This window comes from Streptomyces sp. NPDC005408, from assembly GCF_040606445.1.
Lineage (GTDB): Bacteria > Actinomycetota > Actinomycetes > Streptomycetales > Streptomycetaceae > Streptomyces.
In genome coordinates this window covers 45,909-65,655 of sequence record NZ_JBEXEX010000039.1, presented here as the reverse complement: position 1 = coordinate 65,655, position 19,747 = coordinate 45,909, and the positions used below count along the sequence as shown (strand labels likewise).

Genomic DNA, 19,747 nt, shown 5'->3' with positions numbered 1-19,747 from the left:
CGCACATCCAGCCCCGCCGGCGTTTGAGGCGCGGGGGTCCGGGGGCGGAGCCCCCGCAACGGGGTCTGGGGCTCGCCCCAGTTCAGGGAAGGGGCGGGGTGGGGAAAATCCCCCCGCACGACCAAGGGCCGCCGCACCCCCCTCCCGGGAGACGCGGCGGCCCTCCGCCGAACCCGACCGTCAGTGACCCGCCTCCGCGGTCGCCGGCGGGAGTTCCGCCTTCACGCCCGGGTCGCCCGCGTCCGCCGTGTAGTCCGACGGGCTCGTCTCGTCCACACCCTCCGGTGCCTTCATCGCCCGCAGCACGAACGTCAGCACCACCGTCACCACCACATTCAGCACGAACGCCGTCAGACCGATGTACCCGATCTCGCCGAAGCCCGGGATCTCCGCGGACGAGCCGCCGAAGTGCTTCTGGGTCGGCGAGGCCACGCCGTACGCCGCCGCCGTGCCGTAGATCATGCCGGCCGCCCAGCCCGCCAGCAGCGCCCACCGGTGGAACCAGCGGGTGAAGAGCCCGCCCACCAGCGACGGGAAGGTCTGGAGGATCCAGATCCCGCCGAGGAGCTGGAAGTTGATGGCCACCGTCTTGTCCATCGTCAGGACGAAGACCAGCGCGCCGACCTTCACCAGCAGCGACACCAGCTTGGAGACCTTCGTCTCCTGTGCCGGAGTGGCGTCCGGCTTGATGAAGTCCTTGTAGATGTTCCGCGTGAACAGATTCGCCGCCGCGATCGACATGATCGCCGCCGGAACCAGCGCGCCGATGCCGATCGCCGCGAACGCGACCCCCGCGAACCAGTCCGGGAACATGTTCTCGAACAGCTGCGGGATCGCCAGCTGCCCGTTCTTCACCGTCACGCCCGCCGCGATCGCCATGAAGCCGAGCAGCGCCAGCAGGCCCAGCATCAGCGAATACAGCGGCAGGATCGTCGTGTTGCGGCGGATCACATTACGGCTGCGCGAAGAGAGCGTCGCCGTGATCGAGTGCGGATACATGAAGAGCGCGAGCGCGGAGCCGAGTGCCAGCGTGGCGTAACCCCACTGGCCCGCCTCGCCCGGCGCCAGCGCGCCTCTCGGCTTCCCGGTCGCCGGGTTGATCTGCGCGAACGCGTCGCCGGCCTTCGCGAAGATGTCGTCGAAGCCGCCGAGCTTGATCGGGATGTAGATGATCGCCACCGCGATGACGATGTAGATCAGCGTGTCCTTGACGAACGCGATCAGCGCCGGCGCCCGCAGGCCCGAGGAGTAGGTGTACGCAGCCAGGACACCGAAGGCGATCAGCAGCGGCAGGTCCTTGACGAACCAGTTCGTGGTCTCGCCGCCGCCGACGCCCATCACGTCGAGTACCGCCTGGATGCCGACCAGTTGGAGTGCGATGTACGGCATCGTCGCCAGGATGCCGGTGACGGCGACCGCCAGCGACAGCCCCTTCGAGCCCCAGCGTCCGCGGACGAAGTCCGAGGTGGTGACGTATCCGTGCTTGTGCGAGACCGACCACAGCCGCGGCAGGAAGGTGAAGATCAGCGGATAGACGAGGATCGTGTACGGGACCGCGAAGAAGCCCGCCGCGCCCGCCGCGTAGATCGCCGCCGGGACGGCCACGAAGGTGTACGCCGTGTACAGGTCGCCGCCGAGCAGGAACCAGGTGACCCAGGTGCCGAACGACCGGCCGCCCAGGCCCCATTCGTCGAGGCTGTCGCTCTCGGCCTTGCGCCAGCGCGCGGCCAGGAAGCCCATGACCGTGACGGCCAGGAAGAAGAAGATGAAGACGGCGAGTGCGACGCCGTTCACGCCGTCGTTCACTTCGACGCACCCCCCTTGCGGGCGCGCTGGTCGCGCTGCCACAGCTTGTAAGCGATCACGGTGAGCGCGGTGGAGATCAGCACCCAGAGCATTTGGTACCAGTAGAAGAACGGGATGCCGATGAACGTCGGCTCGGTCTTCGCGTACGAGCCGACCCAGAGCATCGCGACGAACGGCGCGATGAGGCAGAGGGCGACGACCACGCGCAGGGGCGTGATCACTGGTGGTTTCTCGTCCGTCACTTCCGTCACATCTGACATACGGCGGCTCCGTCCCCTCACGCATCACCGGTTGCAATGCGCAGGAAATCTAGGCGAGGGTGTGCGCAGCGTCATCCCCTGTCCGCATATCGGTACGGCAACGGTTGAAGGTTCGGCAGCAGCGCAAACCCGCCCGGGGGTCCGACTCCTGGCGGTCCGTCCGCATCCGCTCGAATTCCCGCCGGGGCGGCACAGGACCGCCGGATCGAGTGAACGCGCATGCGCGACACGTGGACTTGGCGGGCGGCAGCACTGAGCGCACCGGGTCGTCCTCCCGTCGCTTTGCGATGACGGGAGGACCGTAGAGCAGGAAGGTGACCCGCGCTACACCACGTGCGCGACTCAGTCCTGCGGCCGCTTGAGCCGCGCGACGAACTTGTACCGGTCGCCGCGGTACACCGAGCGCACCCACTCCACCGGCTCGCCCTGGGCGTCCAGGGAGTGGCGCGAGAGCATCAGCATCGGCAGGCCCACGTCCGTGCCGAGAAGACCGGCCTCGCGCGGGGTGGCCAGTGAGGTCTCGATCGTTTCTTCGGCCTCGGCCAGATGGACGTCGTACACCTCCGCCAGCGCCGTGTAGAGCGAGGTGTACTTCACCAGGCTGCGGCGCAGCGCCGGGAAGCGCTTGGCCGACAGGTGCGTGGTCTCGATCGCCATCGGCTCGCCGCTCGCGAGCCGCAGCCGCTCGATCCGCAGCACCCGCCCACCGGTCGAGATGTCCAGCAGTCCCGCCAGCGTGTCGTCGGCCGTGACATAGCCGATGTCCAGCAGCTGCGAGGTGGGCTCAAGGCCCTGGGCCCGCATGTCCTCGGTGTACGAGGTGAGCTGGAGGGCCTGCGAGACCTTGGGCTTGGCCACGAAGGTGCCCTTGCCCTGGATGCGCTCGAGGCGGCCCTCGACGACCAGTTCCTGCAGCGCCTGGCGCACCGTCGTGCGCGAGGTGTCGAACTCGGCCGCGAGTGTGCGCTCCGGCGGCACGGGCGTGCCGGGCGGAAGCGTTTCGGTCATATCGAGCAAGTGGCGCTTGAGCCGGTAGTACTTGGGCACGCGCGCGGTACGGGTCACTGCCCCGCCCTCGGCTTCGGTGCCGCCCCCGTCCGTGGTCATGGCCCGCCTTCCCGACTCCTGCGCTGCTGCCGTCACCGGCTCCTCCGTCTGTTGCGGCTCACATGGTGGCACGGTCGGGTCACGGGTCGTCGCCCTCCCTCAGGTGTCGGTCCGATAACGGACGCGACAGCCCTTCTTATACACCCTTGACACCCCTAAAGGTCTAGGCCAAGCTCCGGGTACTGGTCTAAACCATTAAAGACCAGGTCCCAGCCCCACGAGCAGTACTCGTCGTATGTCTTCGCGGTGGGCGGGGGGTTGCAGGCATCCCTGAGGAGGGTGGCGTGAAGCGCAAGCTCATCGCGGCGGTAGGCGTCGCGGGCATGATGATCGGCCTGGCGGCCTGTGGCGATTCGGACAAGGGCGGGGACAAGGCTGCCGGCGGCGACGCCAAGGAACTGACCGTCTGGCTGACGGTCGACGCGCAGAACAACTGGCCGGATCTGGTCAAGGCTGCCGACGACGCGGTCGTCAAGAAGCACCCGGGCATCAAGATCAAGCACGAGTACTACGGCTGGCCGGACAAGAACGCCAAGCTCGACGCCGTACTCGCCACGGACAAGGCTCCGGACGTGGTCGAGATGGGCAACACCGAGATGCTCGGCTACATGACCAAGGGCGCCTTCGCCGAGGTCGACTCGAAGAAGTTCGAGCAGTCGGACGCGTGGCTTGACGGTCTCAAGGAGTCCGTCACGTACGACGGCAAGACCTACGGCGTCCCGTACTACGCCGGTGGCCGTGTCGGCACCTGGCGCAAGGACATCGCCACAGAGGTCGGCGTGAAGGCCGCCCCGAAGACGTACGCGGAACTCACCGCCGCCCTGGACAAGATCCAGGAGAAGAAGGGCGGCAAGTTCAGCGCCTGGTACCAGCCTTCGCCGGACTGGTACGCGGCGATGTCCTTCGTATACGACGCCGGTGGCTCCATCGCCAAGAAGGACGGCGACTCGTGGAAGGCCAACCTCTCCTCGCCCGAGTCCCTCAAGGGCCTCAATGAGTACAAGTCGATCCTCGACAAGTACATGCACGGCGACAAGACGAAGGACGAGTCCGACCGCCCGGTCGTCTTCGGCCAGGGCAAGTCCGCGACCATCTTCAGCGCGGCCTGGGAGGGTGGCACCGCCGCCGACCCGAAGAACGACAAGGTCGGCAAGCTCGCCGACAAGCTCGAGAACTTCGTGATGCCCGGCCCGAGCGGCAAGGCCCTCCCGGTCTTCCTCGGCGGCTCCGACCTGGCCGTCCCGGTCAAGTCAAAGGCGCAGGACGTCGCGGCCGAGTGGATCAACGCCTTCACCGGCGCCCAGGGCCAGAAGGGTCTGCTCGCCAAGGGCAACCTGCCCAACAACAAGACCGACCTGGCGACCCTGAAGAACGACCCGAAGACGGTGGTCCCGGCCACCGCCGCCGAGTCCAACTGGTTCGTGCCGATGGCACCGGGCTGGGGTCAGGTCGAGAAGGCCCAGACCCTCAAGACCATGCTGCAGCAGATCGGCACCGGCAAGAAGTCGGTAGCGGACGCCGCGAAGGCCGCGGACGCCGCGATCGACAAGGTCATCAACACCAAGTGACCTATGGGCAGGGCCCCGTCGCGACGACGGGGCCCTGCCGCCAGTACCGGGAGAGGGACTGCTGAGGAGCACGGGATGAGTGCCGCAGAGACAACCACCGCCACGGTGCCGCCGACGCGGCAATCACCACCACCGGGGACCGGCGCAGCCGCCCCGGCGAAGCCCGGCAGAAAGCCGACAGCAGGCGGGGCAGGAGTGCCCTGGCTACTGCTCGCACCCTGCCTGCTCATCCTTCTGCTCGTCCTCGGCTATCCGCTCGTACGGCTGGTCACCCTCTCCTTCCAGAAGTTCGGCCAGCCCCAGCTGTGGGGCTTCAAGGACCCGGAGTCGGTCGGCTTCGGCAACTTCTCCAAGATCCTCGGGGACAGCGAGTTCTGGACCGTCGTCATACGGACCGCGGTCTTCGCCTTCAGCGCCGTGGTGCTGACCATGGTCATCGGCATGCTGGTCGCGCTGTTGCTGCAGCGTGTCTCCGGCTGGGTGAAGACCCTGATCAACATCGCGCTCGTGGCGAGCTGGGGCATGCCCATCATCGTCGCCACCGCGATCTTCAAATGGCTCTTCGACGCCGACTACGGCGTACTCAACTGGCTGCTCTCCAGGCTGCCCGGGGTCGACATGATCGGCCACAACTGGTTCGCCAGCGGCCCCCAGGGCCTCACCGTGATCATCCTGCTGGTGGTCTGGGGCGCCGTGCCCTTCGTGGTGATCACACTCAGCGCCGGTCTCACCCAGGTGCCCAAGGAGCTCGAAGAGGCCGCCCGGCTCGACGGCGCGGGCGCCTGGGGCGTGTTCCGCTTCGTCACCCTGCCGATCCTCAAGCCCATCATCGTGATGCTGACGACGCTCTCGGTGATCTGGGACATGGGCGTCTTCCCGCAGGTCTTCGTGATGCGCAACGGCCATCCCGAGGCGGAGTTCCAGCTGCTCACCACGTACTCGTACGACAAGGCCTTCGTCGTCAACGACTACGGCACCGGCTCGGCGATCGCGCTTGTCACGGTGATCCTGCTGCTCGGTGTGGTCGCGGTCTACATGCGCCAGATGCTCAAGATCGGAGAGGTGGAGTGACTTCGACCGCCGCGGCTCCCGCCGCCACCCGCCGTCCCAGGAAGAGCAAGCTCGGCTGGAATCTGCTCGGCCTCCTGGTCTTCGTCACCGCGGGCTTTCCCGTCTACTGGATGCTCAACACGGCGTTCAAGCCCGCCAAGGACGCGATCGACCCCGACCCGCACTTCTTCCCCAACGTCTTCACGACGGAGAACTTCAAGCGGGCCCTGGACATCGCCGACTTCTGGGGACCGGTCGGACGCAGCCTGACCGTCTCGCTCGTCGTGGTCGTCATCGGCATCGCGGTCGGCATGCTCGCCGCGCTCGCGATATCCCGCTTCGCCTTCCGTGGCCGCAAGATCGTGATCGTCGGCATCCTCGCGGTCCAGATGATCCCGCTGGTCGCCATGATCATCCCGGTCTTCCTGCTGCTGAACGACCTCGGTCAGTACGACAAGCTCACGGGCCTGATCATCACGTACCTGACCTTCATCCTGCCCTTCACGGTCTGGACGCTGCGCGGATTCATCGTCAACATCCCCAGGGAGCTGGAGGAGGCGGCGATGGTCGACGGCTGCACCCGCACCGGCGCCTTCATCCGCGTGGTCTTCCCGCTGCTCGCCCCGGGCATGGTCGCCACCTCGGTCTACGGCTTCATCCAGGCCTGGAACGAGTATCTGTACGCACTGATGCTGATGAGCCAGCAGAACCAGACGGCCACCGTGTGGCTGGGCAACTTCACCACCAAGAACGGCACCGAGTACGCCCCGATGATGGCGGGCGCCACGATGATGGCCATCCCCATCGTGATCCTCTTCCTCCTCGTCCAGCGCAAGATGGCCGCGGGTCTGACGGCCGGCGCAGTGAAGGGATGACGCCGTCCACATGACAACTCTCGTACGCAGTACAGACACCCTGACGCGCGACGCCCTCGCCGTCCTCCAGCCGGGTTTCCTCGGAACCACCGCACCGGAATGGCTGCTGCGCCGGATCGGCGAAGGCCTCTCGGCCGTCGGCCTGTTCGGCCGCAATATCGTCTCCCCCGGTCAACTGGCCGCGCTCACCGCGCAGTTGCGGGCCGAGCGGGACGACGTCCTCGTCGCGATCGACGAGGAGGGCGGAGATGTCACCCGCCTGGAGGTACGCACAGGGTCCTCCTTCCCCGGCAACTACGCGCTGGGCACGGTGGACGACACCGACCTCACCCGGGCCGTCGCCCGGGAGCTCGGCCGCCGGCTCGCCGAATGCGGGGTCGACCTCAACTGGGCGCCGTCCGCCGACATCAACTCGAATCCGGACAACCCGGTCATCGGCGTACGCTCCTTCGGCGCCGACACCGCGCTTGCCGCACGCCACACCGTCGCGTACATCGAAGGCCTCCAGGCCGCCGGAGTCGCCGCCTGCACCAAGCACTTCCCCGGACACGGCGACACCAACGTGGACTCGCACCACGCGCTGCCCCGGATCGATGCGGATCTCGACACGCTGCACGCCCGTGAACTGGTGCCTTTCCGCGCCGCGATCGCGGCGGGTTCCAAAGCGGTGATGAGCGCGCATATCCTGCTTCCCGCGCTCGACCCGAACCGCCCGGCGACGCTGAGCCCGCAGATCCTCACCGGTCTGCTGCGCGAAGAGCTGGGCTACCAGGGCCTGATCGTCACCGACGGCATGGAGATGCAGGCCATCTCGGCGGCGTACGGCATCGAGCGCGGCTCCGTCCTCGCGATCGCCGCGGGAGCCGACGCGATCTGCGTCGGCGGCGGCCTGGCCGACGAGGAGACCGTACTGAGACTGCGCGACGCGCTGGTCACAGCGGTACGGGACGGCGAACTGCCCGAGGAGCGACTGGCCGACGCGGCCGCGCGGGTACGCACGCTCGCCGACTGGACGCGACGGGCCAGGGGGGTTGCAGCGGAGCCGGGCGCGGCTTCACAGGAGGGGAGCGCGCCCGGCACCGACACCGGACCGACCGACATCGGTCTTGTCGCCGCGCGGCGGGCCGTACAGGTGACGGCGAGGGAGCCCTTCGTACCCCTCACGAGCGCCCCCTACGTCGCCGCACTCACCCCCGTCGCGAACATCGCCGTCGGGGACGAGACTCCGTGGGGCATGGCGGCGGAGCTGGCCGCGATCCTGCCGGGCACGACGACAGACACGTACGCCGCCACGACCGATGTGTCACCTCTGGTGGCAAATGTGCTGGGAGTTGCGGGGGACCGTAGGATCGTCGCTGTAGTGCGCGACGTTCACCGCCACCCCTGGATGGCGGACGCCCTGGACGCCCTGGTCGCCGCCCGGCCCGACACGGTCGTTGTGGAGATGGGGCTGGACCGGGCGGAGCCAAGGGGGGCCCTGCACATCGCGACCCATGGCGCCGCCCGCGTCTGCGGACGGGCCGCCGCGGAGGTCTTCACCGGCAAGGGCGCCGGGGCCTGACCGACGCGGACCGTGCGGTGCCGGGCCGGCCTGTCCGTCCCGGCGCAAGGAATGCCACATGGAGGCACCTCGCATGTCCGAACAGCCGGGCGGAATCATGGCCGCGGAGATGGCGGAGCAGCCTGCGATGCTGCGGCGCATCCTGGAGGAGGGGGCGCCGAGGATCCGCGAGGTGGCGACGGCGATCGCGGCGCGCACCCCGCGCTTCGTGCTGCTGACCGCGCGCGGCACGTCCGACAATGCCGCGCTGTACGCGAAGTATCTGCTCGAGATCCAGCTGGGTCTGCCGTGCGGGCTGACCTCCATGTCCACGACGACGGCGTACGGCGCGCGGCCCGACCTGACGGACGTTCTGGTCATCACGGTCAGCCAGTCCGGGGGTTCACCGGACCTGGTTGCCTCGACGAAGGCGGCACGCGAGGCGGGCGCGATCACGCTCGCGGTCACGAACAACCCGGACTCCCCGCTGGCGGCGGTCTCCGAGTTCCACATCGACATCCTCGCGGGCCCCGAGAAGGCGCTCCCGGCGACGAAGACGTACACGGCGTCGCTGCTCGCGCTCTATCTCCTCGTGGAGGGCTTGCGGGGCGGTGACGGGGCGGCGGCGAAGATCCTTCCCGACCTGGCCGCGCAGGTCCTGTCCCGCAGGGAGGAAGTACGGCAGCTGGCCTCCCGCTACCGCTTCGCCGAGCGGATGGTGATCACGTCGCGGGGATACGGCTACCCCACGGCGAAGGAGGCCGCCCTGAAGCTGATGGAGACGAGCTACATCCCGGCCCTGTCGTACTCCGGCGCGGATCTGCTGCACGGTCCGCTTGCGATGGTCGACAACATCTCACCGGTCATCGCGGTGGTCCCGGACGGCAAGGGCGGCGAGGCACTCCAGCCGGTCCTCGACCGCCTCCGCGGCCGCGGCGCCGACCTGGTGGTGGTGGGCCCGACCCCCCAGGTCGAGGCGGCGTCGGCGGGCTTCGTCCTGCCGACGGAAGGCGTCCCGGAGGAACTCCAGCCAATTCTGGAGATCCTGCCGTTGCAGCTGCTGGCGTACGAGGTGACGATCGCGCGCGGCCAGGACCCGGATGCACCGAGGGCCCTGGCAAAGGTCACAGAGACGCGCTGAGCACGCCCTTCGGGCGTGTGCGTAATCGCCGGACGGGCTCCCCTGTGGCCCGTCCGGCGATTGAGGCGCCGGGTGGCGTCAGAAGCCCAGCAGTGCCCCGCCCGTCGCGTCGATCTCCTGGCCCGTGATCCAGCGGGCCCCGTCGGACGCCAGGAAGCCCGCCACTTCCGCGATGTCCTCCACCGTCCCGACGCGTCCGAACGCCGAGAAGTTCTCGCCGAACTCCCGCCCGTGCGAATCCGCCAGCCAGGGCGTCAGGTCGGTCTCGGTGACGCCCGGCGCGAGCGCGTTGACCGTGATCCCGCGGGGCGCGAGCTGCAGCGCCAGCGCGCGCGTGAGCGTGTTCAGCGCGCCCTTGCTCATCACAGTTGCCGCGATGTTGGGCAGCGCGATCCGCGTCGCCGCGGTGACGTTGATGATCCGGCCGCCGTCCCGCAGCCGCTCCAGCCCGTGCTTCACGATGAAGAACGGCGCGCGGGCGTTGAGTGCGTGGATCCGGTCGAAGTCGGCCTCCTCGGTCTCCTCGATCCGCAGCATCGGCGCGATGCCCGCGTTGTTGACCAGAACGTCGAGCCCGCCGCCCTCCGCCAGCCGGTCGAACTGTGCCCACAGGGAAGCCGCGTCCCCCGGCACCCCCAGCTCCTGCCGGAGGGCGAACGCGGTCCCGCCCGCCGCCTCGATCGCCGCGACCGTTTCCTTCGCGGCCGCCTCGTTGCTGCCGTAGTGCACGGCGACTCTCGCCCCGTCCCGCCCCAGCCGTTCCGCGATGGCCCGACCGATACCCCGGCTGGCACCCGTCACCAGCGCCGTCTTCCCCACGAGCGCGCCCATGGCTGCGCCCCCCTTTTCTCTAGTGGTCGCTACAGAAATGACCGTAGCAGATTATCTAGCGGCCGCTATAAAATGAGCTCATGGCGACGAAACAGCGCGGCCGCCCCCGCTCCTTCGACCGCGAAGCGGCCCTCGAACAGGCGACGATGGCCTTCTGGGAGCACGGTTACGAGGCGACGTCAGTCGCCGATCTGACCCGCCTCATGGGTATCGGCGCGCCCAGCCTGTACGCCGCCTTCGGCGACAAGAAGGCACTCTTCGACGAGGTCGTGGAGCTGTACGCCGGGAAGTACGGCTCGTTCGGCCCTCGCGCCATCGACGGCGGACCCACCGCCCGCGCGGGCATCGGACGGCTACTGCGCGAGGCGGCGAGCGAGTACACCGACCCGGCTCACCCCCGCGGCTGCCTCATGATCAGCTCGGCGATCAACTGCACGACCCCGGAGGTTGCGGCCGCCCTGCGCGAGCGCCGTAACGGCATCCTTGCCTCGTTCGAGAGCCGTATCCGCGCGGACATCGCGTGGGGCCAGCTCCCGCCGGACACCGATGCCACGGCCCTGGCGCGCTTCGCCGGAGCCGTGATGCAGGGAATGTCCCAGCAGGCGCGCGACGGCGCGACGGCAAAGGAGCTGGAGGCGCTGGCCGAACTGTCGATGCGCGCGTGGCCCTGAGCCGCGACCTGAGGCCTTGCCCGGGTCTGGGCGGCCGGGCTGTGGGAGGGGCGCAGAAAGTGGTGGCACCCGCGGGCCGCGGCGCCTGACGGGACCCTCAGCCCGTCCGGCACCGCAGCCCGGAGTTGCTCCGGCCGGCAGGTGTGCGGTCCCGCGCGGCCGTGTGAGAGGTCTCGACGCAGTCAGGGCAGAGAGCGCCGGGGACCTCGGTCCACCCTCCTGTGCGGGGAGGGCGGAGGCTCTAGTGATTCATTGTGGACTAGACCATTCTTCGCTGTCCATCCATCTGCAGAGCATAGTTCGTGCCCCATCCTCCAGCACGGGCGGGCAACTCGACCGGTTCACACCGCAGGTACGCTCGCTGATGTGCCCTCCATGAACGACCTCGTACGCCAGCACACAGCCCTCAGTGAATCCGACCTCGAGTGGCTCCATCTGCTGGTCTCGGAGTGGCAGCTGCTCTCCGACCTCTCCTTTGCCGACCTCGTCCTGTGGGTCCCCACACGCGACGGCACCCGCTATGTCTCCGTGGCCCAGATGCGGCCCAACACCGGCCCCACGTCCTATCAGGACGACATGGTCGGCCATCTCGTTCCCCGCGGCCGGCGCCCGCTGCTCGACGCCGCGCTCGACGAGGGTCGGATCGTGCGCGAGGGAGACCCGGAGTGGCGCGAGGAGGTTCCGGTACGGGTCGAGTCCATCCCCGTACGCCGCGACGGCCGCGTCCTCGGCGTCATCGCCCGCAATACGAATCTGCTGACCGTACGGACCCCGTCACGGCTGGAGCTCACCTATCTCCAGTCCGCATCCGACCTCGCCCAGATGATCGCCGCGGGCTCCTTCCCCTTCCCCGGCCAGCAGGTCGACATGGACGCCTCCCCGCGCGTCGGCGACGGACTCATCCGGCTCGACGCCGACGGTGTGGTCCAGTACGCGAGCCCCAACGGCCTCTCCGCGTACCACCGCCTCGGCCTCGCGTCCGACCTCGTCGGACACCACCTCGGCCAGACCACCGCCGAACTCGCCCCGTCCCGCGGCCCGGTCGACGAGGCCCTGGTCAAACTCGTCAGCGGCTATGCGCCCCGCGAGACAGAGGTCGAGGGCAACGACGGCGTCATCCAGCTGCGCACCATCCCGCTCAAGCCCAAGGGCACCCACATCGGCTCCCTCGTACTGCTGCGCGACGTCACCGAACTGCGCCGCCGCGAGCGCGAGTTGATCACCAAGGACGCGACCATCCGGGAGATCCATCACCGAGTGAAGAACAACCTCCAGACGGTGGCAGCGCTGCTGCGGCTGCAGGCCCGGCGGATGGATTCCGTACGCGGCCGCGAGGCGCTCAACGAGGCGGTGCGGCGCGTAGGTTCGATCGCGATCGTGCACGAGACGCTCTCCCAGAACCTGGACGAGCGTGTCGAGTTCGACGAGATCGCCGACCGCGTCATCGCGATGGTCGCGGAGATCTCCCCGGGCAAGGTCGACTGCCGCCGCACGGGCCGCTTCGGCATTCTCGACGCCGAGGTCGCAACCCCGCTGTCGATGGTCCTGACCGAGGTGCTGCAGAACGCGCTGGAACACGCCTTCGCGCAGGGCGAGCGCGGCTCGGTCGAGGTCTCGGCCGTACGAAGTGATCAGCGCACCGATGGCCGGCTGCTGATCACCGTGCAGGACGACGGCTGCGGACTGCCCGAGGGTTTCGACGCGCAGCGGGCCGGAAATCTGGGTCTGCAGATCGTACGGACCCTGGTGGAAGGGGAGTTGGGCGGCGGCTTCGACATGGTGCGGGTGCCGGAGCCGGGCCGGGGCACGCGGGTGGTGCTCGACATCCCGGTCCAGGGCGATAAATAAGCGAGTTGGTGACAGCGATGAGCCCCGGACCGTATGGAACGGTCCGGGGCTCGAAGCTTGTATTTGCTCACGCTGCGATTTGCGATGCGCATCGGGGGCACTGCGCGCTGCGGCTCGGGGGCGGTGAGTGCGTACTCTCTGTACGCGCCGCCAGAGCTCAGGCTCGTATCAGGGGCGTCAGGCGCTGGCGTTACGCGCCCGGTTGCGAGCGGCACGACGCTTCATCGCGCGGCGCTCGTCCTCGCTGAGGCCACCCCAGACGCCGGAGTCCTGGCCGGACTCGAGCGCCCACTGCAGGCACTGCTCCATGACGGGGCAGCGACGGCAGACGGCCTTGGCTTCCTCGATCTGCAGCAGCGCAGGACCAGTGTTGCCGATGGGGAAGAAGAGCTCCGGGTCTTCCTCGCGGCAAACGGCGTTGTGACGCCAGTCCATGGCTGCTACCTCTCCTTGGTATTACATGCGGGTTGCTTGTGAATGTGAACGCTTTCACGAATCCCCCCGCAACGGAAGGGCCGACTGCCAGTTGCACTGGCGTGGTCCTGAGGTTTTGAGGAGGGGTTCTGGCGGTCTGTGGGGCCGATGTTGCGGGCCGTCCCGATCGCCATGTAGAGATTCGCAAACCTCGGCGGCGGATACAACCCCTTCCGGAAACTTTTTTTTGATTCCTCGGTGTCGACTAGGTCACAGCCGTACTTCTATGGGGTGGAGTCCAGTCCGTACGTTCGAGATAAAGGACTTCCGGCCCTTCCGCTCACACAATCACACGCAGTGCACGGCGTACGCCTGTGAACGTCACGCTGGTACGCAGTCCCAGGTGGTCACCGTCCATCTGGAACGGGAGCGGGACCTTTGAATTCAAGGTGAAGTCGGTCAGGTCATGGAGAGTGACCGCGTGCTTGCCGCGTGGTCCGCGCTCGGGCGTGGAGGTGAGCAGCTGGGTCGCGTAACGAGCCACGGCGGGGGTCGACAGCTTGGACAGCGCGACGACGTCCAGGGCGGTGTCGAAGGAGGCCTCGGGGGATGCGTACACCGGGCGATTGCCCAGGTAGGTCCAGGGGGAGGTGTTGCAGATTATGGACAGCGCGAGATCGCTGACCGGGTCCTCGCCGGGGCGCTCGAGAGTGATCGGGCCGTGCCGGCGGTGGGGCTCGTCCAGAAACTGGCGTACCACCTGGCGCATGTAGAGGGCGTGCGTGGAGCGCTTGCCGCGCTCCCGCTGCTGTTCGACCCGGCCGATGACGCTCGCGTCGAAACCGAGTCCGGCGCAGAAGGTGAACCAGCGGGGTGGAACAGACTCGTCCTCGGTGCCCGGGGTACCGGCTGCGATGCCCAGGCCGACCGTCCGTTCGGTCTGGTCGCGCAGCGCGTCCAGGATCGCGCCGGTCGCCTCGACGGCGTCGTTCGGCAGGCCGAGGGCCCGGGCGAAGACATTGGTCGAGCCGCCGGGGACGACGGCGAGGCGGGGGAGGTGGTCGGGGTCGGGGCCGTTGTGGAGCAGACCGTTGACGACCTCGTTGACGGTGCCGTCGCCGCCGAGGGCGACGACGAGCTCGATGTCGTCGGAATCTGCGGCCCGGCGGCCGAGGTCGCGGGCGTGTCCCCGGTACTCGGTGGTGACGGCTTCCAGCTTCATCTCGCTGGCGAGGGCGTGGATGAGCACGTCACGGGTGCGGGCACTGGTGGTGGTTGCTGCCGGATTGACCACGAGAAGTGCGCGCATGCGCAGCAGCGTACCCAGTGGTGTGTACCTGGCCCAGCCCAGGGCTTCGCACGACGGCTACCCTGCTGGAATGAGCACTGACCAGACCCCCCGTCCCGCCCGCCTGACCGCCGCGGCCGCGGTGTCCGGCCTGGAAGGGCTGGCACTGGTCGCCGGCGGCCTCTACATGCTCGTGCAGGGGCTGCTGGGCCGGCCGGACAGTCCGTCGCAGGCGGAGATGGGCGGAGTGACATTGATCGCACTCGGCGCGATTCCGCTGATCGCGGCGAGGGGTCTGCTGCTGCGGCGCAGCTGGAGCCGGGGCCCGGCGATCATCACGCACCTGATGGCCCTGATCCCGTCCTGGACCCTGCTGCGCGCGTCGGGCGGGCTGATCCCGGTGGGCATCGCGCTGGCGGCGATCGCGGTGACGGGCCTGGTGCTGCTGGTCAGCCAGACGACGACGAACGCCCTGGGAATCCGCGCCCCGACGCGCGACGCGTAGCGGCAACGCGGGCGTTTTCCACACGAGAGCCCGGCACCCCGAGATCATCGGGATGCCGGGCTCTCGCGTGTTCAGACCTCGGCCGGCCGGTCGGTCGCACCGCTCGCGCCGAACGTGGCAGCAGGAACGCCACCGGGCGCTGCGTGGTGTGCCGGGAGGTGAGACAGGCCGCGGCGGCCGATCAGTCAGACCAGGTACTGCGGGCTGATCACCCTGCTGGTGACGGTGAACAGCAGGACGGCGGCGAGTGCGGCGTCGAACGGTGTCGCGGTGGCCGACGAGGCCGGTCTGCTGCTGCGTCATGGAACGAATCGCCGCGCAGATCCCCCTCGGCCGACGAAGCGCCGGACGTCGCGGCGGAGCCCGGGTGCGGGCCGCGCCGCCACGTGGGGCGCCGGGGAGTGCTGCTACTCCTCCACCAGGAGCTTCTCCCGGAGCTGGGCCAGCGTTCTGGCCAGCAGGCGGGAGACGTGCATCTGGGAGATGCCCACCTCCTGCGCGATCTGCGACTGGGTCATGTTCCCGAAGAAACGAAGGAGCAGGATCCGCTTCTCCCGCGGTGGGAGATCCTCGAGCAGCGGCTTCAGGGACTCCCGGTACTCCACGCCCTCCAGCGCCTCGTCCTCCGCGCCCAGCGTGTCCGCCACCGCAGGGGACTCGTCGTCCGTGTCCGGGACGTCCAGGGACAGCGTGGAGTACGCGTTCGCCGACTCCAGGCCCTCCAGGACCTCTTCCTCCGAGATGCCCAGGCGTTCGGCAAGCTCGTGGACCGTCGGGGAGCGGCCGTGCTGCTGGGACAGTTCCGCCGTCGCCGTTGTCAGGGCGAGCCGCAGTTCCTGGAGACGGCGCGGCACCCGTACCGCCCACCCCTTGTCGCGGAAGTGGCGTTTGATCTCGCCGACCACCGTCGGTGTCGCGTAGGTCGAGAACTCGACACCGCGCTCCGGGTCGAACCGGTCCACCGACTTGATCAGGCCGATCGTCGCGACCTGCGTCAGATCGTCCAGCGGCTCGCCACGATTGCGGAAGCGCCGGGCCAGGTGCTCGACCAGCGGCAGATGCATCCGCACCAGCTGGTTGCGCAGCTCCGCACGCTCCTGCGAGCCGTCGGGCAGCTTGCTCAGCTCGATGAACATCGCCCGCGCCCCGCTGCGGTCATGTGGATCGTGGTGCTGCTGCTCGTTCACGTGCTCGCTCATACGGTCCGCCCTCCCCCAGAGCTTCGCCTGGGAGGTACCCCCAACCTGCGCCTGCTCAGCCGCGGCCGTCCGGCCGTCCAGTCCGTCCTCCGGGTGCGGCCGCGCCTCTTGCTCCGGGAAGCCCGTCACCGCGGGTGGCTCGTTCCGCACCGGACCCTCCCCGTTCCTCACGCCGGCCCGGGTCCCGCGCCGCGCTGTTTGTACAGGCTGATGGAGACCGTACGGTCATCGGCGACCGTCGAGTCGACCTTGCCCGCCAGCGCTGAGAGCACCGTCCAGGCGAAGGTGTCACGCTCCGGTGCGCGTCCGTCGGTCGTCGGCGCCGAGACCGTGACCTCGAGCGAGTCGTCGACCAGCCGGAACACACAGCTGAGGACAGAACCGGGAACGGCCTGCTGGAGCAGGATCGCGCATGCCTCGTCGACTGCGATCCGCAGATCCTCGATCTCGTCGAGGGTGAAGTCCAAGCGCGCCGCGAGACCGGCCGTGGCCGTACGCAGCACGGACAGGTAGGCACCCGCAGCGGGCAGCCGGACTTCCACGAAGTCCTGGGTCGCGGGCTCGCCTGCGATCTGGGACACCCTCACCTCCAAGGTGGCACAAGCTCAACGGGGCTACGGGAGGGGAGATCCCGAAGCCGTCGCTACGTAGTCCTACGTAGCCGGTACTGGCCCGGCGACGCTATCGCGATCCATGGTGCCCTGTCGCCGGGACCCCCAGTCGGTGGCTGTCACTCATGGTAAGCATATGAGTACACACAGTGGCTAGAGGTCTGCGGGCCCCAATTGCGAGGAACCGGCGGAGGGTTGACGTACCCACGCGTCAGACGATCGAACCGTCGACCGAGCACCATCGCCAGGGAGCGCCCGGCTCCATGCTCTGCATAATCGGATGTCCTGTCTCCCTGAAGTGCCCGCTCGCATGCCGGTGGGGCGACGAGTCGCAGCACCCCACATGCCCGCACACCAGGCAGATTCGCAACTGCACGGGATGGCTGCCGGTCGCCAGGCACTCCAGGCAGGTCTCGCTCAGCGGAGCCGGCTGGGGGCGGGGCAGTTCGGCCAGGTGTGGACACTCGCTCATGATTGCCAGATTACGACGCGGGTTGCGGACGTACGTACGGACGTGAGGAAACGGCGAGATGGACGCATTGCCACTGGTCGCGCTGATCGCGGTGAGCGCCGCGATCGCCGGGGCGGCCCGCAGGACACCGGTGCCCGCGCCCCTGCTGCTGGTGACCGCCGGGCTGATCGCCGCCTATGTGCCCGGGGTGCCGGACTACACGCTCGACCCGCACATCGTGCTCCCGCTGATCCTGCCGCCGCTTCTGCACTCCGCCGCGGTCGACAGCTCGTATCTCGATCTGCGCGCGAACGCGCGGCCCGTCGCGCTGCTCTCCGTCGGCTATGTCCTCTTCGCGACCGTCACTGTCGGTTACCTCGCCTATGTGCTGGTGCCGGATCTGCCGCTGACCGCGGCCCTGGTCCTCGGCGCGGTCGTCGCGCCGCCGGACGCCGTCGCCGCGACCGCGATCGCCCGGCGGCTGGGGCTGCCGAACCGGATCACGACGATCCTGCAGGGCGAGTCCCTGGTGAACGACGCGACCGCGATCACCGCGTACAAGGTGGCGCTCGCCGCGGCCGTCGGCGAGGGCGCGAGCTGGGCCGGCGGCATCGCGGAGTTCGCGCTGGCGTCTCTCGGCGGCATCGGCGTCGGGCTGGTGCTGATGGTGCCGATCCACTGGATGCGTACGCATCTGAAGGAAGCGCTCCTGCAGAACACGCTCTCGCTGCTCATCCCCTTCGTCGCCTATGCGGCCGCCGAGTGGGTCGGCGCGTCGGGGGTGCTCGCCGTGGTCGTCGTCGCGCTCTATCTCGGTCACCGCGCCTGGCAGGTCGACTTCGCGACCCGGCTGCAGGAGGCGGCGGTCTGGAAGATGGTCGCGTTCATCCTGGAGTCGTCCGTCTTCGCGCTGATCGGGCTGCAGCTGCCGTACGTGATCGAGGATCTCGGCGGGTACAGCGTCGGCGAAACGCTCTGGTACGCGGTCGGGGTCTTCGTCGCGGTGGTGGTGGTGCGGTTCATCTGGGTCTTCCCGGCGACGTTCCTTCCGCGCGGCCTGTCGAAACGCATCAGAGAGCGCGAACCGGACACCAACTGGACCGCGCCGGTGATCGTGGGCTGGGCCGGGATGCGCGGCGTCGTCTCGCTCGCGATCGCCTTCTCGATCCCGCTGGCGACGGCGGACGACGAGCCGTTCCCGGCGCGGAACCTGGTGCTGTTCCTGACCTTCACTACGGTGATCGGGACGCTGGTGATCCAGGGGCTCACGCTGCCGCCGCTGATCCGGGCACTGAAGCTGCCGGGGCGTGATGCGTACGCCGAGACGCTGGCCGAGGCGCAGGCCCAGAGCGAGGCATCCCAGGCGGCGGAGCGGAGGCTCGACGAGCTGCTGGCGGACGAACGCAACGCACTGCCGCAGCCGCTCGCCGACCGGCTGCGGACGGTCCTGGAGCGGCGCCGTAACGCCGTCTGGGAGCGGCTCGGGGCCGTGAACGAGCTGACCGGCGAGTCGGCGGACGACACCTACCGGCGGCTGTCGGGGGAGATGATCAGTGCCGAGCGCGAGGTCTTCGTACAACTGCGTGACCAGCGCCGGATCGACGACGAGATGATGCGTACGCTGCTGCGCCGGCTGGACCTGGAGGAGGCGGCGGCCTACCGCGAGGAGTCCTGACCGGTGATCACGGCGACGAGGTCGGTGCCTCGCGGGAAGGCGCCTTCGGTGACCAGCGAGGTCAGGCCGTAGAGCATTTTGGCGACGTAGAAGCGCTCAACCGGAAGATCGTGACGGGCTTCGAAGTCGTCGGCGAAGGCGGTGAGTTCGGGAGTGGTACGGGCGTATCCGCCGAAATGGAAGCGCTCGTCGAGGGACCAGTCGCCGGCGGGAGCGCCGAAGGCCTGGCGCTGGAGGGTGCGTATCTCCTCGCCGAGGAAGCCGCCCTTGAGTACGGGGAAGCCGATGGCGCGCTGATCGGGCCGGAGCCCGGCGGCGAGCCCCGCGAGGGTCCCGCCGGTGCCGCAGGCGACGGCCACGACGTCGGCCTGGCCCTTGAGTTCGCGGCCGAGCGCGGTGCAGCCGCGGGCCGCGATGGCGTTGCTTCCGCCTTCGGGGACGACATAGATGTCGCCCGGCTCCCCGACCACGTCGAGGATCGCGACCAGAGCGTCCGGCTCGGACTTGCGGCGGTACAGCGAGCGGGAGACGAACACCAGGCGCATGCCGTCCGCCGCGCACTGGGACAGGGACGGGTTCAGCGGCCGGGAGGCCAGTTCGTCGCCGCGGACCACGCCGATCGTCTCGAAGCCCAGCAGACGGCCCGCCGCTGCCGTCGCGCGCAGATGGTTGGAGTAGGCGCCGCCGAAGGTCAGCAGCGGGCGGCCCGCGGCCGCCTGAAGGTTGGGTGCGAGTTTGCGCCACTTGTTGCCCGGGAGGTCCGGGTGTATCAGGTCGTCGCGCTTGAGCAGCAGCTGTATCCCGTGCCGGGAGAAGCGCTCGTCCTCGACCGGCTGCAGCGGCGACGGCAGTCGCGGCCGCAGGGCTGTGGTGAGGTCGAGCGCTTCCCTGGTCACGCACCCATTGT

At 68.9% G+C, this 19,747-nt stretch carries 19 protein-coding genes; 9 read left to right on the top strand and 10 right to left on the bottom strand.

The features are described from left to right. Positions 1–180: 180 nt before the first annotated feature. The 3 genes from mctP to ABZS64_RS28770 all read right to left on the bottom strand — a co-directional run bounded on the left by mctP (position 181) and on the right by ABZS64_RS28770 (position 3,173). On the bottom strand, positions 181–1,806 hold the full coding sequence (mctP, locus tag ABZS64_RS28780) for a monocarboxylate uptake permease MctP (RefSeq protein WP_355835748.1): 1,626 nt from the start codon (positions 1,804–1,806) through the stop codon (positions 181–183). Continuing rightward, positions 1,803–2,066: a DUF3311 domain-containing protein gene (locus ABZS64_RS28775; RefSeq protein WP_355835745.1), complete on the bottom strand. Its 264-nt coding sequence runs from the start codon at positions 2,064–2,066 to the stop codon at positions 1,803–1,805. Before ABZS64_RS28775 ends, mctP begins: the two co-directional genes overlap by 4 nt. Before the next feature lie 342 nt (positions 2,067–2,408). After that, positions 2,409–3,173, bottom strand: a complete 765-nt coding sequence (locus ABZS64_RS28770) for a GntR family transcriptional regulator (protein ID WP_355835742.1) — start codon at positions 3,171–3,173, stop codon at positions 2,409–2,411. A gap of 284 nt (positions 3,174–3,457) precedes the next feature. Here ABZS64_RS28770 and ABZS64_RS28765 point away from each other — a divergent pair, with 284 nt between their 5' ends. The 5 genes from ABZS64_RS28765 (at position 3,458) to ABZS64_RS28745 (ending at position 9,347) form a co-directional block, all read left to right on the top strand. Next, positions 3,458–4,741 carry an extracellular solute-binding protein gene (locus ABZS64_RS28765; protein ID WP_355835739.1) on the top strand — a complete coding sequence of 428 codons (1,284 nt, stop codon included), beginning with the start codon at positions 3,458–3,460 and terminating at the stop codon, positions 4,739–4,741. Between the two features lie 75 nt (positions 4,742–4,816). Next, complete coding sequence (locus ABZS64_RS28760; protein WP_355835737.1) at positions 4,817–5,812, top strand: sugar ABC transporter permease; 996 nt, start codon at positions 4,817–4,819, stop codon at positions 5,810–5,812. Next, positions 5,809–6,666: a carbohydrate ABC transporter permease gene (locus ABZS64_RS28755; protein WP_355835734.1), complete on the top strand. Its 858-nt coding sequence runs from the start codon at positions 5,809–5,811 to the stop codon at positions 6,664–6,666. The genes ABZS64_RS28760 and ABZS64_RS28755 overlap by 4 nt, the downstream gene beginning before the upstream one ends. 10 nt (positions 6,667–6,676) lie before the next feature. Next, positions 6,677–8,227, top strand: a complete 1,551-nt coding sequence (locus ABZS64_RS28750) for a glycoside hydrolase family 3 protein (RefSeq protein WP_355835731.1) — start codon at positions 6,677–6,679, stop codon at positions 8,225–8,227. A 73-nt stretch (positions 8,228–8,300) separates the two neighbouring features. After that, a complete protein-coding gene (locus ABZS64_RS28745; protein ID WP_355835727.1) occupies positions 8,301–9,347 on the top strand; it encodes an SIS domain-containing protein in 1,047 nt (348 codons plus the stop codon). A gap of 78 nt (positions 9,348–9,425) precedes the next feature. Here ABZS64_RS28745 and ABZS64_RS28740 read toward each other — a convergent pair whose 3' ends face one another. Continuing rightward, positions 9,426–10,178 carry an SDR family oxidoreductase gene (locus ABZS64_RS28740; RefSeq protein ID WP_355835724.1) on the bottom strand — a complete coding sequence of 251 codons (753 nt, stop codon included), beginning with the start codon at positions 10,176–10,178 and terminating at the stop codon, positions 9,426–9,428. 80 nt (positions 10,179–10,258) lie between these two features. On the opposite strand from ABZS64_RS28740, the gene ABZS64_RS28735 reads away from it, so the two are divergent. Continuing rightward, on the top strand, positions 10,259–10,849 hold the full coding sequence (locus tag ABZS64_RS28735; protein ID WP_355835721.1) for a TetR/AcrR family transcriptional regulator: 591 nt from the start codon (positions 10,259–10,261) through the stop codon (positions 10,847–10,849). A gap of 375 nt (positions 10,850–11,224) precedes the next feature. Next, on the top strand, positions 11,225–12,697 hold the full coding sequence (locus ABZS64_RS28730) for a PAS domain-containing sensor histidine kinase (protein WP_355835763.1): 1,473 nt from the start codon (positions 11,225–11,227) through the stop codon (positions 12,695–12,697). Between the two features lie 177 nt (positions 12,698–12,874). On the opposite strand, the gene ABZS64_RS28725 is transcribed toward ABZS64_RS28730, so the two are convergent. Then, the gene (locus tag ABZS64_RS28725; protein ID WP_003953983.1) at positions 12,875–13,132 is read right to left on the bottom strand and encodes a WhiB family transcriptional regulator; all 258 of its coding nucleotides are present in this window, start codon (positions 13,130–13,132) and stop codon (positions 12,875–12,877) included. A 319-nt stretch (positions 13,133–13,451) separates the two neighbouring features. After that, positions 13,452–14,420, bottom strand: coding sequence for a diacylglycerol kinase family protein (locus ABZS64_RS28720; protein WP_355835718.1), 969 nt, complete (start codon positions 14,418–14,420; stop codon positions 13,452–13,454). A gap of 70 nt (positions 14,421–14,490) precedes the next feature. On the opposite strand from ABZS64_RS28720, the gene ABZS64_RS28715 reads away from it, so the two are divergent. Further along, positions 14,491–14,904, top strand: a complete 414-nt coding sequence (locus ABZS64_RS28715) for a hypothetical protein (protein WP_355835715.1) — start codon at positions 14,491–14,493, stop codon at positions 14,902–14,904. 407 nt (positions 14,905–15,311) lie between these two features. Here the strand turns inward: ABZS64_RS28715 and ABZS64_RS28710 are convergent, their stop codons facing one another. From ABZS64_RS28710 to ABZS64_RS28700, 3 genes are all read right to left on the bottom strand, one after another. After that, on the bottom strand, positions 15,312–16,274 hold the full coding sequence (locus ABZS64_RS28710; protein ID WP_355835712.1) for an RNA polymerase sigma factor SigF: 963 nt from the start codon (positions 16,272–16,274) through the stop codon (positions 15,312–15,314). Beyond that, positions 16,271–16,684 (bottom strand): anti-sigma regulatory factor, encoded by a 414-nt coding sequence (locus ABZS64_RS28705; RefSeq protein WP_355835710.1) that lies wholly within the window; start codon positions 16,682–16,684, stop codon positions 16,271–16,273. Before ABZS64_RS28705 ends, ABZS64_RS28710 begins: the two co-directional genes overlap by 4 nt. Positions 16,685–16,925: 241 nt before the next feature. Beyond that, positions 16,926–17,186 carry a UBP-type zinc finger domain-containing protein gene (locus ABZS64_RS28700; protein ID WP_355835707.1) on the bottom strand — a complete coding sequence of 87 codons (261 nt, stop codon included), beginning with the start codon at positions 17,184–17,186 and terminating at the stop codon, positions 16,926–16,928. A gap of 58 nt (positions 17,187–17,244) precedes the next feature. Between ABZS64_RS28700 and ABZS64_RS28695 the strand changes: the two genes are divergently transcribed. After that, positions 17,245–18,840 carry a Na+/H+ antiporter gene (locus ABZS64_RS28695; RefSeq protein WP_355835704.1) on the top strand — a complete coding sequence of 532 codons (1,596 nt, stop codon included), beginning with the start codon at positions 17,245–17,247 and terminating at the stop codon, positions 18,838–18,840. Here the strand turns inward: ABZS64_RS28695 and ABZS64_RS28690 are convergent. Next, the gene (locus tag ABZS64_RS28690) at positions 18,822–19,736 is read right to left on the bottom strand and encodes a pyridoxal-phosphate dependent enzyme (RefSeq protein WP_355835701.1); all 915 of its coding nucleotides are present in this window, start codon (positions 19,734–19,736) and stop codon (positions 18,822–18,824) included. The two genes, ABZS64_RS28695 and ABZS64_RS28690, sit on opposite strands and share 19 nt — an antisense overlap. Between the last annotated feature and the right edge of the window lie 11 nt (positions 19,737–19,747).

Coding starts and splice junctions, on each gene's coding strand:
- ABZS64_RS28775 (WP_355835745.1), bottom strand. CDS start 2,066: ATGTCAGATGTGACGGAAGTGACGGACGAGAAACCACCAGTGATCACG.
- ABZS64_RS28770 (WP_355835742.1), bottom strand. CDS start 3,173: ATGACCACGGACGGGGGCGGCACCGAAGCCGAGGGCGGGGCAGTGACC.
- ABZS64_RS28760 (WP_355835737.1), top strand. CDS start 4,817: ATGAGTGCCGCAGAGACAACCACCGCCACGGTGCCGCCGACGCGGCAA.
- ABZS64_RS28750 (WP_355835731.1), top strand. CDS start 6,677: ATGACAACTCTCGTACGCAGTACAGACACCCTGACGCGCGACGCCCTC.
- ABZS64_RS28745 (WP_355835727.1), top strand. CDS start 8,301: ATGTCCGAACAGCCGGGCGGAATCATGGCCGCGGAGATGGCGGAGCAG.
- ABZS64_RS28740 (WP_355835724.1), bottom strand. CDS start 10,178: ATGGGCGCGCTCGTGGGGAAGACGGCGCTGGTGACGGGTGCCAGCCGG.
- ABZS64_RS28735 (WP_355835721.1), top strand. CDS start 10,259: ATGGCGACGAAACAGCGCGGCCGCCCCCGCTCCTTCGACCGCGAAGCG.
- ABZS64_RS28730 (WP_355835763.1), top strand. CDS start 11,225: ATGAACGACCTCGTACGCCAGCACACAGCCCTCAGTGAATCCGACCTC.
- ABZS64_RS28725 (WP_003953983.1), bottom strand. CDS start 13,132: ATGGACTGGCGTCACAACGCCGTTTGCCGCGAGGAAGACCCGGAGCTC.
- ABZS64_RS28720 (WP_355835718.1), bottom strand. CDS start 14,420: ATGCGCGCACTTCTCGTGGTCAATCCGGCAGCAACCACCACCAGTGCC.
- ABZS64_RS28715 (WP_355835715.1), top strand. CDS start 14,491: ATGAGCACTGACCAGACCCCCCGTCCCGCCCGCCTGACCGCCGCGGCC.
- ABZS64_RS28700 (WP_355835707.1), bottom strand. CDS start 17,186: ATGAGCGAGTGTCCACACCTGGCCGAACTGCCCCGCCCCCAGCCGGCT.
- ABZS64_RS28695 (WP_355835704.1), top strand. CDS start 17,245: ATGGACGCATTGCCACTGGTCGCGCTGATCGCGGTGAGCGCCGCGATC.